Origin of the sequence: Enterococcus sp. GC34 (genome assembly GCF_040886645.1) — a bacterium.
Taxonomy (GTDB): Bacteria; Bacillota; Bacilli; order Lactobacillales; family Enterococcaceae; genus Enterococcus; species Enterococcus faecalis.
In genome coordinates this window covers 190,982-203,898 of the sequence record NZ_JBFOEF010000001.1, presented here as the reverse complement: position 1 = coordinate 203,898, position 12,917 = coordinate 190,982, and the positions used below count along the sequence as shown (strand labels likewise).

At 36.6% G+C, this 12,917-nt stretch carries 14 protein-coding genes and 1 riboswitch; of the genes, 2 read left to right on the top strand and 12 right to left on the bottom strand.

The window, feature by feature from the left end; all coding sequences use genetic code 11:
* Positions 1-71 precede the first annotated feature (71 nt).
* Both AB3I72_RS00935 and AB3I72_RS00930 read right to left on the bottom strand, forming a co-directional pair.
* Complete coding sequence (locus AB3I72_RS00935; protein ID WP_061101174.1) at positions 72-1,514, bottom strand: ATP-dependent DNA helicase RecQ; 1,443 nt, start codon at positions 1,512-1,514, stop codon at positions 72-74.
* Positions 1,515-2,549 (bottom strand): helix-turn-helix domain-containing protein, encoded by a 1,035-nt coding sequence (locus AB3I72_RS00930; RefSeq protein WP_368023414.1) that lies wholly within the window; start codon positions 2,547-2,549, stop codon positions 1,515-1,517.
* 35 nt (positions 2,550-2,584) lie between these two features.
* Between AB3I72_RS00930 and AB3I72_RS00925 the strand changes: the two genes are divergently transcribed.
* On the top strand, positions 2,585-2,803 hold the full coding sequence (locus AB3I72_RS00925) for a ferredoxin (protein ID WP_002357617.1): 219 nt from the start codon (positions 2,585-2,587) through the stop codon (positions 2,801-2,803).
* Between the two features lie 22 nt (positions 2,804-2,825).
* On the opposite strand, the gene AB3I72_RS00920 is transcribed toward AB3I72_RS00925, so the two are convergent.
* From AB3I72_RS00920 to AB3I72_RS00885, 8 genes are all read right to left on the bottom strand, one after another.
* Positions 2,826-4,157, bottom strand: coding sequence for a zinc ribbon domain-containing protein (locus AB3I72_RS00920; RefSeq protein WP_368023504.1), 1,332 nt, complete (start codon positions 4,155-4,157; stop codon positions 2,826-2,828).
* Between the two features lie 255 nt (positions 4,158-4,412).
* A complete protein-coding gene (locus AB3I72_RS00915; RefSeq protein ID WP_002382314.1) occupies positions 4,413-5,078 on the bottom strand; it encodes an ECF transporter S component in 666 nt (221 codons plus the stop codon).
* Between the two features lie 71 nt (positions 5,079-5,149).
* Positions 5,150-5,269: riboswitch (FMN riboswitch) on the bottom strand.
* Positions 5,270-5,423: 154 nt separating this feature from the next.
* Entirely contained in the window at positions 5,424-6,140 is a 717-nt protein-coding gene (locus tag AB3I72_RS00910) for a pseudouridine synthase (protein ID WP_002357624.1), read from the bottom strand.
* Positions 6,141-6,143: 3 nt separating this feature from the next.
* Positions 6,144-6,749 carry an SMC-Scp complex subunit ScpB gene (gene scpB / locus AB3I72_RS00905; protein ID WP_002357625.1) on the bottom strand — a complete coding sequence of 202 codons (606 nt, stop codon included), beginning with the start codon at positions 6,747-6,749 and terminating at the stop codon, positions 6,144-6,146.
* On the bottom strand, positions 6,746-7,540 hold the full coding sequence (locus AB3I72_RS00900; RefSeq protein ID WP_002384532.1) for a segregation/condensation protein A: 795 nt from the start codon (positions 7,538-7,540) through the stop codon (positions 6,746-6,748). The genes scpB and AB3I72_RS00900 overlap by 4 nt, the downstream gene beginning before the upstream one ends.
* Positions 7,541-7,604: 64 nt before the next feature.
* Entirely contained in the window at positions 7,605-8,495 is an 891-nt protein-coding gene (gene xerD, locus AB3I72_RS00895; protein ID WP_002360354.1) for a site-specific tyrosine recombinase XerD, read from the bottom strand.
* 168 nt (positions 8,496-8,663) lie between these two features.
* Complete coding sequence (locus AB3I72_RS00890) at positions 8,664-9,593, bottom strand: alpha/beta hydrolase (RefSeq protein WP_002357629.1); 930 nt, start codon at positions 9,591-9,593, stop codon at positions 8,664-8,666.
* A gap of 193 nt (positions 9,594-9,786) precedes the next feature.
* Positions 9,787-10,878 carry a DUF871 domain-containing protein gene (locus tag AB3I72_RS00885; protein WP_010816511.1) on the bottom strand — a complete coding sequence of 364 codons (1,092 nt, stop codon included), beginning with the start codon at positions 10,876-10,878 and terminating at the stop codon, positions 9,787-9,789.
* Between the two features lie 181 nt (positions 10,879-11,059).
* On the opposite strand from AB3I72_RS00885, the gene AB3I72_RS00880 reads away from it, so the two are divergent.
* Positions 11,060-11,809: a peptidylprolyl isomerase gene (locus AB3I72_RS00880; RefSeq protein ID WP_271852144.1), complete on the top strand. Its 750-nt coding sequence runs from the start codon at positions 11,060-11,062 to the stop codon at positions 11,807-11,809.
* A gap of 43 nt (positions 11,810-11,852) precedes the next feature.
* Here the strand turns inward: AB3I72_RS00880 and AB3I72_RS00875 are convergent, their stop codons facing one another.
* Complete coding sequence (locus AB3I72_RS00875; protein ID WP_002357632.1) at positions 11,853-12,227, bottom strand: YxeA family protein; 375 nt, start codon at positions 12,225-12,227, stop codon at positions 11,853-11,855.
* A gap of 142 nt (positions 12,228-12,369) precedes the next feature.
* Positions 12,370-12,915 carry a TetR/AcrR family transcriptional regulator gene (locus tag AB3I72_RS00870; RefSeq protein ID WP_002360361.1) on the bottom strand — a complete coding sequence of 182 codons (546 nt, stop codon included), beginning with the start codon at positions 12,913-12,915 and terminating at the stop codon, positions 12,370-12,372.
* Positions 12,916-12,917 lie beyond the last annotated feature (2 nt).

The window sequence follows — 12,917 nt, the reverse complement described above, 5'->3', positions numbered from 1 at the left end:
AATTTCCTCCTAAACTTCTCTCGCTTGTTATTATATCATAGCTTTTGCCAACTGCCGACTAAAAAAATGAATTAATCACGTTCTTTAAATAATTTTAGAAATTTAGAACGCCAATCTTCTTCATTTTGATTGCTGGTCTTGTTCGATTTTACTATTGAATCTTGGTAAATGTCAAAGAATAACGCACAATTATCACAACAAGTTTCCGGTGATTGTTTTACAATCGATTCTTGAAAATAAGTTTGAATCAACGTTCTTCGACAGGTTGTGGTTTCAATATACGTCAGCATCCCTCTTAATTGTGCTTGACGATCTTTTTCTTTCTCCTCTAAACGATGCTCTAGCTCTTCAAAAGAATAATCCTTGGCTAAATAGCCTTGGACCCATTTTTGTTGTAACTCGGTGGCATTTTCTAGCAAATCTGCTTGTTCTTCTCCTTCAATCAGCGATTTTAAGGTCGCTCGATTCGCTCTTGTCTCTTCTAAGAAAAACCGATGAATAAATTCATCCCCTTTTTTATACAATAATAGCGCCCAACTTTTTTGACCATCACGTCCAGCTCGCCCGATTTCTTGCAGGTAATTTTCTAAGCTATCAGGCAAATCAAAATGAATCACTCCACGAACATCAGGTTTGTCGATTCCCATCCCAAAAGCATTCGTTGCACAAAGAATATCGATTTGATTATCAATAAATTGTTCTTGCAAGCGACTACGTTCACTAGCCTCCAAGCCCCCATGATAATAGGCCACCTTAAAACTGGTTTTCGCCTGAATAAGTTGACTAATTTGTTCTGTTTTGTTGCGCGTGGCGCAATAGATAATGATTTTACCAGCCGTTTTAGATAAGTAATCTAGTAACACTTCTTCTTTTTCTGACGTTTCCTTCACGAACAAGCCAATATTTTTTCGATTCACTGAAGAAAGAACTTCTTGATAGCTACCATGAGAAAATAATTGTTTTATAATTGCGTGCTGTACAACGGGTGTCGCTGTGGCAGTTAACGCCAAGGTCAAAGGAAAGTCTAGCTGTTTTTGGACCAGATCTAATTTACTATATTCAGGGCGAAAATCGACGCCCCACTGATAAACACAATGGGCTTCATCCACCACAAATAATGCAATTTTTTGGCGTTGTAACACACTAAGTACTTCTTGCTGCAAAAGCATTTCTGGGCTTAAAAACAGATAATCGTATTGGAACATTTTCGCTAAAATATAACGCTTTTCTGAATATTGTAACGTACTGTTTAAGGCAACCGCACCTTTAATTCCTTGTCTTTGTAATTGACGCACCTGATCTTCCATTAACGAAAGTAAAGGAGAAACAATTACCGTTAGTCCCTCTAACTTCTGGCCCACAAATTGATAACACAATGATTTACCGGTGCCTGTTGGCAAAACAGCCAATGTATTCATACCGTCAAGTAAGTTTGTAATCACTTCTTTTTGACCAGGCTTAAACGCTGCATAACCAAATCGAGTGAATAATTCTTGTTCTAATGTCAACAACACTCACTCCTTTTCTTGCCAAATTTGTTGGATTTGATATAAGCGGAAATCTAAATAAGAAAGCGTCTCTTCTTGCGCTCGCCAATCCCGATACACCCACAACCGCGGATCTTGTTCTGTTTGAGCCAATTTTTGGAGCATTGCCTCCTTTTCAAGATAAACAGACGCCTGCAGCTGCCCTTGAATAGCCAACTCTAATAGATGATCATGAATGGTACTCAGTTTTATTTTTCGCTGCTCAGCAATTTCTTGAAGCGTCTTGCCTTCCGTTAACAAACGTTGAGTTTCTTGCATACTTTGGTTTAGATTTTTTTCTAGATACGGCCATACAAGCGTTTGTAAAGCAGGATAGTTTCCTCCGTACATTATCAACTGCAGTAAATGATGAACCGCTTGCATATGCCATAAACGCTGTTCAAGAGCTGTCTTATGGCTTGTTAATTGCTGAGGAACTTTGCCAGTTTGCTGATAACCAGAAAGTTGCGCAACCAAATAGTCGCTTTCTGCTTCAGGTAGTAACTCAAACCCTCGCAACAGTTCTCCTTTGATTGATTGAATGCGCTGCTCTTTCTTGTCTTTTTGTAACCATCGTTTCAAATATAGTTGCGGAATCGGTGTTGATAAAAGTGGAATATACTGTTTTTCCTCAAATGATAAATACGAAGTCACTTGCACGGCAAATTGAATGAGTTGCCAACTTTCTCGATCACTTCTGCCAAAACGATAAAGATCAATTGCAGGATAATCCAGCAACGAAAAATGGTGCTCCTTTAAAAATAGTTGCCCTTCTTTTGTTAGTTGAATTTCATTTGTCTCTTTGTGATACTGAATTTGTTTCGCCTTCGAAACTTTTTCAAGAAATTGAAAATAGGCTTGTTCGGAAATCGTTGGCCACCAGCCAATGAATCGTAAACAATCATATAAAAAACCATAAATCAAAACAGAGCTAGTCCGTTTGCCTTTTAAAAGATGATACAAAGTTGATGCACGTACCTTGTATCCATGAGATAATAACGCTAAAATAAAAGTTGCTTCCATAGTAAACCTCTTTTAGATAGGATGTGTCACTGTTTATGCAATCACGTTTAGTTCCTGAAAAATGTATTGCTTGTGGACTTTGTCAAGTTTATGCGCCCAATATATTTGATTATGATGATCATGGGATTGTCCTTTTTAAAGACGAGCCGCATGCTCGACAACAATTTATTCCAGAAAACGAACGCGAGAATGTGTTAAAAGCGTACCGCAAATGTCCCACGCGTGCAATAGAAATAAGCAAAAATGAGTGCTAAATAATTTAGCACTCATTTTTGCTTAGAGTATTTTTTCGAGCCAAGCAAGTGTTTGCTCATCTATCGAAACAAACTGTAATTGTCCTTCTTTTAGCGGTTCTTTGACTAAATGAATTTGATCATTTAGGCCATTGATCCATTCATAACGAAGACCATTTTCTTTTGCTTTAGAATTTTTGGTTTCTAAATAATAATTGACATGGTAATTTTCTTTACTATCCAATTGTAGCGTATTAATGGTCACTTCAAAATCTGGTGAACCATCGGTCGATTTCTTTTCACGTAATCGTTCAAGTGCTTCTATAAAAGAAGGAAATTGAGGATTATTTTCCCCACCAACGAGATATTTTTTAGCAAATTCTGCACTATCCGTATGACTTTTCACTTGTTTGGCAAATGCTTGATAAAAGGTTTCTAGCGCTTTGCGGGCATCATAGTCGCTAGCTAATGGAAAATTCAATTGTAGCGTAGGATTATCGGAGAGCGCTTCGACAAAATCATTTTCACCAATCGTTTCTTTTGATGTTTGAATTTCTTCTCCATTAATCGTCTTTTTAAGTTGAATCGTCATCCCTTTGGACCAGAACAAAGGGCCAATCGTTTTGCTTCCATTCGTTAGCGTACCAACTTTCCGATCATTAATATAAATATCTGCGTCTGGCAGATTGCTCTCCACAACAAAATTCATTCGTTTAAAATCTAAAGGTATACTAGAAATATAATTCTCTTCTTCTAATAAACGATACTCTTCTGTGATAACAGGTTCGCCGGTGCTATCTTTCACTGTGGCTGTAAAGGTATATTGTCCTGGCGCTAAGGGTCCCAATTCCTTTTGATAAGTAGTTGAGTCGGAAGTGCCCACTTCCCGCCCGTTCATTGCCAGCGTCACACCGCGCTGATTCGTCGTTAACTGAACAGAAACAGGCGTTAAAATGAATTGATAACGGTGAAAGAAAAATGCTGTTTGACTCGTTTCACGAATAGTTAAACCATGTAGCTTTTTATCCTTTAATAGCGCTTTTTCTAATTTTTTTAGCTCAGTTGGATTTTTTTGATAATAAGTGATTAAAGGCTTAATGCTTTGCGGATTCACTTGAAATTCAGACTCGTTCGTCCTCATTTTTTTACTTAATTCTTGGGCATCACCATTCTCAATCGCTTCAATAAAATGAGAAATTTGTTGTTCCTTAGAAAAATAATGCGTCCCGAGAAAATAGCTACCCGTTCCAAGAACGATGAACACAAAAAGAAACACCCAGATCCAGCTTCTTTTTGATCTGAGAGGAGTAGATTCGTTCCCTTTATTCATTGATGGTTGTGCTTGGTTTTCCTCTTGATGCATTGATTCATTCATTAGCGGAGCGCCGCATTCTTCACAAAAGGACTCCGTATCACGATTCACGTGACGACAATTTTTACACTTTTTCACTCAGGAAAACTCCTCTTTCTTTGATGGTCTCTATCATACCAAGGGAAAGTTAAAATTACAATGCAGATGGTTTAGTATTTTTTAACAGAATGATGACAGATTATGACAACCTCTTTTCTTTTAGGCGTAAATTTTAAAAACCCACTGTCAAACATTGTTCAACAGCAGGTTTTTTATCATTTATTTTGTTAACGGTGTTTTTTTCTGAATAGTATGTTGTTTTTTTGATAGCCATGGCAATAACTTCGCATGTAGTACTAGAAAAACACCACTGACTAAGAGGCCTTTAATAAGGTTGAATGGCACAATACCAATCGCCACATAGCTTGCTAAAGATGTTCCTAAAAATTGTTGTGTGGTCACACCATATAATTGTAAGTAAATGGGTGTAATGACAAAATAATTCGCAATACTCATGAAAATTGTCAAGGCTAAAATCCCACTTACTAAGCCCACTATCCGATTTGTACGGATATTTTTCTTTTTACCAAAGAAATAAAAAATTGGCAAGGTGAAGATACTACTTGCTAAAAAGCTAGCGAAATCTCCCACCATATTTTGCGGTGCTAGTCCGGTTAAGAACAGGTGTAGCAACGAACGAACAAAAGCAGTAATTACTCCTGCTAACGGTCCGTACAAGAACATTCCGAGTAGAATCGGAATATCACTAAAATCGATTTTCAAAAAACTAAACGCCGGCATAATCGGAAATGCCACAAATTGTAATACTGTACCGATTGCAGCCAACATTGCAATGCTGACCATTTTTTGTACCTTGTTGTTCATCTGAAATCCTCCAATTAAGGACCCATCTTCAACGAACTTTTTGATTCGCTTCTTTGTCATACAAAAAAACCCTATTTTTCTGCAGGGAAAAATAGAGTAGGATTATCTGATGAAAAAGCGTCTCAAATAAGCCCTATCTTCTTTATCCAGACTATACTGTCGGTATTGGAATTACACCAATTCAATCGTTAAAAACGAGTCGTGGACTATAACCACCGGTCGGGAATTACACCCTGCCCCTGAAGACGAACCTTGTATTATATTTTTTTACTTACTTAGTGTAACCGATTTGAACAATGAATGCAACTAACTAAGCTTTTTTATTAAATTTCATTGATTGTTTCGTTTCTCAAAAAAAAAAACAATCCCTCCGCCATAAGCGCGAAGAGATCGAGTCATTTTATCTTATTTAGCTTGATTTAATAATTGACTGATTTCTTTTTTAGTTAAATCACGATATTGCCCTGGTCGCAAACCTTGTAAGGTCAACTCACCGTAACGTTCACGTTTTAATTTTTGAACAGGGAAACCAACAGCTTGAAACATTTTCTTCACTTGATGATTACGTCCTTCATGAATCGTTAATTCCACGACACTGCTACCTGTTTTAATGTCCGCTGAAAGAATTTGAAAATTGGCTGGTGCTGTGCGTTTGCCATCAATGCGAATGCCTTTGGCTAATGGCAATAGATCCCGTTTAGTTGGTACACCTTTAATTTTTGCTACGTAGACTTTATCTACTTCATGTTTAGGATGGGTTAATTTTTGTGAAAAACTTCCATCATTCGTTAAAAGTAACAACCCAGAAGTATCATAATCCAGACGACCGACTGGATAAATTCGCTCAGTAACATCTGTAAAATAATCCGTTACTACTTTACGGCCTTTATCGTCAGACACCGCAGAAATAACCCCTCTTGGTTTATAGAATAAATAATAACCATATTCTTCTTGATAAATTGGTACGCCATCAACCTCAACAGTATCTTGTTTACTTACTTGCGTTCCTAATTCTTTGACCACTTGGCCATTGACTTTTACGCGACCTTTGACAATTAATTCCTCTGCTTTGCGACGCGAAGTCACCCCAGCATGAGCAATTGCTTTTTGTAATCTTTCCATTGTTTAAGCTTCCTCGCCTTCTGTTGTTTCAGACATTGGGTTCGTTTCTTGATAACGATCAAAAAATAGATCCATTGGTAGTTCTTCTTCTAATTCATCTTCCATTTGTTGGATATCTGGTAATTCATCTAAACTTTTCAACCCAAAGTAATCCATAAAATACTTCGTTGTGCCATACAAAATCGCTCTACCAGGACCATCTACACGGCCTTTTTCTTCTATCAACTGACGGGCAACTAACTTTTGGATAGAGCCAGAAGTCTGTACGCCACGAATTTCATCAATTTCAATACGCGAAATTGGTTGCTTATAAGCAATAATGGATAATGTTTCTAGCGCCGCTTGTGATAAGGCGTTCGACATAGGCGATTGCGCATATTTTTTTAGTAATGAGGCATATTTTTTCTTAGTTGTTAAGACAAAATGATTGCCGACTTCTAAAATATTCAACGCCGATTTATTGTCAGAAGCATAATGTTCTTTCAATTTCGTTAATTCTTCATAGGTTTTTGCTGTTGACTTCTCTAATAAGTACGCAAGCTCTTCCAAGCCAATTCCTTCTTCGCCAACCACAAATAAAATTGCTTCAATTTGACTAACTAATGTCACTGTGTTTCCTCCACCTCTGTTGTATCTTCCTGCTGGGTTTCTGTATTAAATAACAAAATTTCACTATAATTATTTTCTTGTTCAGCATAAATCACGCCCGTTTTCATTAATTCTAAAAGAGCCATGAACGTTGTCACAATTTCTTGTTTGGAATAAGAATCGAAGAAAGAATCAAACGACACTGCCTTCCCTTTCTGTACTTGACGCATACGCTCTGAAATAGCGGAGATTTTTTCTTCGATGGAAACATCGTCACTGGCAACAGTTGTTTCAACAGGCTGGCGATTTTTTTTCTTTTCTAACATGGAATGAAAGGCTAGAAATAAATCAATTGTATTGATTTGATTAGGCGGTAGTGTTGTATCTTCCTCTTTATAATCATCCATATCCATTGGTTCTTTTGTATAATAGAGTTTACGTTCTTCTTCTTTTTCGTGTAAAACAGTCGCTGCATATTTAAATTTCCGATACTCCAATAACTGAGCTACTAAAGCTTCCCGTGGGTCTTCCTCTTCAAAAAAATCTTCATCATCAATGATTTCAAGCTCTTGTTTTGGAAGCAACATCTGACTTTTAATAGCCATTAAGGTGGCAGCCATGACTAAATATTCTCCAGCGACTTCTAACTCTAAGGTTTGCATCGCATGAATATAAGACATGTATTGTTCAGTTACTGCTGTAATGGGAATGTCATAGATATCGATTTCTAATTTTTGAATTAAATGTAGTAGAAGATCCAGTGGTCCTTCAAAGACATCTAGTTTTAAATTAATTTCTTGCAAAAACGACACCTACTTTCTTTTCTCGACTTCCTAGTTTACCATAAATTTATTCGTTTGTGGGCATTCTCGCAAATTAAGCCCGAGGAAAATGTTCCTTATAAACATCTGCCATTCGTTGTTTGGTAATATGTGTATAAATTTGTGTCGTGGAGATATCTGCATGTCCTAATAATTCTTGCACGATTCTAAGATCTGCGCCATTTTCCAACAAATGTGTCGCAAAGCTATGCCGTAATGTATGCGGCGTAATATTTTTCTCTATCTGGGCTTCTCGAACAATCTGTTTTAAATTTTTCCAAATGCCCTGTCTAGATAACGGTTCGCCATGATGATTAACGAACAGGTGTGTTTCATTCGGATGGTTTTTAATCAATTGAGGTCTGGCTTCGTTCATATAGCGCTCAATCCATTGAATCGCATAATCGCCTAAAGGAATAATTCGTTCTTTGTCGCCTTTTCCGATTGTTTGCAATAAACCAATGGATAAATGCAGATCCCCTAATTTTATTTCAATTAGCTCACTAACTCGCAGGCCCGTTGCATACATCACTTCTAAAATAGCACGATTCCGCATACCTAGTGGTTTACTTGTATCAGGCGTTTCAATTAATCGAGTCACTTCGTCAACAGATAATGTACTTGGCAATTTTTGAACTTTCTTGGGGGAGTCAATATGTTGCATCGGATTATGTTCGCTTAAGCGTTCTTGACGTAAAAATTGATGAAATCCTCTCAAACTAGAAATCATCCGAATCACACTTGCTGAAGCTTGCTGTTCTTCGTGAAGGGATTGCAAAAATTCTGTAATCATGTAACGGTCAACTTCGTCCCAAGAATGCAAGCCTTGTTCTTGTAAAAAGGCTACGTATTTTTTTAAATCTCGTTCGTAACTCCGTCGTGTGTTATTTGATAAGCCCCGCTCTATTTGTAAATAGTGTAAATAATCGACTAATTGTTCTTCCATTATCCTTCCCTCATTTCTAGTACTATCCTATCAGATTATGCCCTAGATTGCATGGGTAAATTCCAACTTATTAAAAAAAATCAACTGACAACAAAAGACTTGTTCACTAAGTCGTTAACTTAAGAACAAGTCTTTTGTTTTTGCTACTATTAGTAAAGAATAAATTTGTTATTTTATATATTTATCTAGAAAAGCAGCTACTGTTTCCTTATATTTTTCTGGGTTTTTATTATAAGCTTTCGCATGCTCTGCTCCAGGCACGACATATTTCTCTTTAGGTCCTTGGGTTGCATTATAAACTTCGTCTAACATACTAAACGGCACAAACGTATCATTTTCACCATGAATAAAGAGCATTGGTAAATGATTCTTTTGCAATTGCTTAACAGCGCTTGCTTCCCCAAAGAAATAGCCAGCTCTAAGTTTCGTAATCCCGCTAGTAACATTAACTAATGGGAAACTTGGTAAATTGAAAAGCTCTTTCAATTGATATTGCAACTCCTGATTGACTGTAGAATAGCCACAATCTTCCACAATGGCTTTCACGTTATCTGGTAATTTTTCCCCGCTCGTCATCATGACTGTAGCAGCACCCATACTGACACCGTATAAAGTGATTTGTTCTTGCTGACCATTTTCGGTTAAAACTTTCTCAATCCATTGGACATAATCTTTACGATCGGGCCAGCCGAACCCAATATAATCTCCTTGACTTTTCCCGTGACCACGCGCATCTGGCGCTAACACATTGTAGCCCCAATCATGATACATTTTCGCAAAGACAGACATCGTTTCTGCCGAACCCATATAACCATGCGCCATAATAACGGTACGATTACTTTTTTTGTCGGCTGGTAAATAAATAGCCTTTAGACGTAGCCCATCTTCCGAAGTAATTGACCATTCTTGTCGATTTTTGTCATCTTTAAACCACGCGCCTTCAGGTGTCTGGACCACTTTTGACCCTGGGGTATTTTCATTTATAAAGTCTTTCTTTCCTGGAACTACTGCATAATTATAAAAATATAAGCCTGCCGCAATTAAACCAATTGCAATTACTACAATAAGCGCAATCAAAATTTTTAACCATCGATTCATCTACGTACTCCTTTTATTTAAACTGTATGATTCATTATAAGTTGTCACCCTTTTTTTGACAACTACCATTCAAAGATTCAACCATCTTTCTTTACCACTACAATGGGACAATTTTGTTGCGACAAAAAAGCATAGCACAAAAATGTTACCTTTTGCGCTATGCTCCACTTATCTATTTATAGGAAACTAAAAATTATTTATTTTCAATAAGTTTAAAACTTGACCATGGCTTCAAAAATTCTAATAAGAAACGTTCGTCATCAGAAATACGACCAACCACATTTACACGGCCATCATTTTTCATTTCTTTTAAAGCAATTTGTGTTTCCCCTTTGTATTGTCCATAGCCAACGTTGTCAATCAAGACATCGCCTCGAACAATATCTCTCGTTGTATGAGCTGGGAAAGGACGATCTTTATAGTAAACACGTGTCATTGTTGAACGCAAAACGTAATCAGAACGATCTCCACGATAACTGTGTAAGTTATCGAACAATGCAATTCTTTCATCTTCTGTGATTTCTGGTTCTGTATCCACTTTGATCGAAGGATACGGTGCACGAAAGGCTTCTGCCATTGCTGCTAATTCTGCTTCTGAGGCATAAGCATTTCCGACAGAAATATCATCGATTAATCCTGTTAAAACTAAATGCTTAACTTGCGTTGCAATTTCTAAATCGCGGTGGTCTTCCAAAGAACATAACCCATCTTGTGTCGGCCATGGCCCAAATGTAGCATCGTGTGAGTTCACAAACGCCATCGTATTTAAATTATATTTTCTAAATTTTTCTGAACAATAAACAAAATGATCATAGCCTAAGCCTGTATAGCGATGTGGATAGAAATTATGTGAGCCTAGTAAATTTTCTGTGTTTGGTGAGTAGGCCATAATATTATCAACATAACTTGTGCCTGAACTCATATTAATTTCAATTTTAATGCCATAAGGGTTTCTTGTCATATTCGCCTCTTCTTGCCCAGTAAAGCCAAGATCTAAACGAATACCGTAAGCGCCCATATCATGGAAAAATGATAAATCATCATAAGAGATGCCTAATTGTTCGAACAATGCAGGATTAATATCGACCATCACTTCCATACCTAATTGGTTGGCGTAATCTACGACTTTTTTAAACTCTGCTAATACCTTTTCCCGATCATCATTGATTTGCAATAAACTAGTAAAGACACGCTTAAAGCCGTATTTATGAGCCAAATCCAAATATGCTTTGTCCTTTTCAAATGTTGAACGTTCTGGATAAATTGAAATACCTAATTTTCCCATGTGATTGCCTCCTAAATTGTAAAACATAATAATGTATCTGCTTACATTGTAACAAAAAAAACAAAAGTGGTCTACACCTTTCCTATAGGAAATCTTATAAAAATTCCACTGGTTTGTTATCTTCTCTTTTGTTATGATAAAAAAGAACCTAATTGTCAGTGTGAAAGGAAGAGGAAAACAGATGAAACATAAGAAAATGCTTGCTGTTGCTTCAGTTGCAGCATTCACCTTGCTTTTAGCAGGCTGTAACACAACCAATAATAAAAGCACGACCGCAACGAGTGATTCTATCGCTAAATCCAATGAAAGCAAAACAAAGGATTCGGTCGACTTAAATTCACTAGATTTACCACAACTAGATGACAAAGTTGCCGAAGATCAAGACTTAGTCCAAATGGTTACTTCAATGGGAAATATTGAAATCAAATTATTTCCTAAACAGGCTCCAAAAACTGTCGAGAACTTTATGAAACATGCCAAAGATGGCTATTATGATGGCTTGACTTTCCACCGCGTCATCAATAACTTTATGATCCAAGGTGGCGATCCTAGCGGTGATGGAACTGGCGGAAACAGCATCTGGAATAAACCATTTGAAGATGAATTTTCAAACCAGTTATATAACATTCGTGGCGCATTATCAATGGCGAATGCAGGACCTAATACTAACGGCAGTCAGTTCTTTATTGTCCAAAATACAGATGATCAATCTGATGGTCTTTTATATGATGATTATCCAAAAGCAATCATTGATGCTTACAAAAAAGGCGGCTATCCTTCTCTTGATAAAAAACATACTGTTTTCGGTCAAGTAACCAAAGGAATGGATATTGTCGATAAAATTGCCAAAGTCGAAGTTGGTGCCAACGATAAACCAAAAACTGATGTTAAAATTGAAAAAATCAATATTCTTCAAGAAGCAAAAAAATAACAAAAAGTCAGAACGTATCTTCAGCGTACGTTCTGACTTTTTGTTATTTTTGAATCGCTTGTAATGCCTTTTCTGGCACTTGGTCTTGATTGACCTCTTCATACGTATTGATGTGGGCCCCTTTATTTGAGACTTTTAGATAATGATCTGTTTTTAATTCATGGTCCGCTGTGAAAGTAATTTCTCGCGTTTTGCCTTCCTCATCTGCGGCTACTTGCGTATAACTAGCAATTCCATAGCCATTAACACTATCGGCTTTCTTTGTTTTAACATACACATTTCCTTCTTTAACCAATGGATTTAATTGATCTAACACACCAGCTAATTCGCCAGAGTTCTTCTCTGCGTAAAACTTGGCCCCAAATAAACCACCACCAATAACAATTGCTGTCACCACTAAAAATTTAATAAATTTCATCACATAAATCCTCCCGAGTAATTATTCTCTGTTACTTCTTCCAAAGTATAGCAAGTTTTAAACAATCCTTCCTCGGGCGCAACGACCAGTTTTTTCTCAGACTTATGTCGTATTTTTGTTATTTTGAATAAATAACAAAACACTACTCTTCTATCAATAATTGACTTAATAATTGAATTTCTTGATTCTTAGTTAAGTCAATTGTTTTCATTGTAACCGCTGTGGCTAAACCTAAATAGATTACCACCATTTTAGGAAATAATTCGACAAATTTTCCTTTGTCCATTTGTACATATTTTTTATCCAATAATAAACGCTCTTCAAAAAAAGTTTGAAGCATTTGCTGCAATTCTTCTTCATAACCATGTGCTTTCATAAATAACGCCGTATAGATTTTTTGATGTTTTTGGGCAAATAATATAAAGTTCAGACCCAATGCAATCACTGGGTCTGAGGCACCGACATCTGCTTTATAAAATAATTGCATACGATGAAATAACGATTTAATTAAGGTTCGTTTTAAATCGTCCATGTTGACAAATTCTAAATAAATTGGCTGCGTAGAAATCCCCATAGTATCTGCAATATTTCTAGCAGTTAAATTAGAAAAACCTTTATCTACTAAAATTTTTTCAGCTACGTTTAAGATTTTTTCCTTTGTATATACCTTCGTTCTAACCATTTTCATAC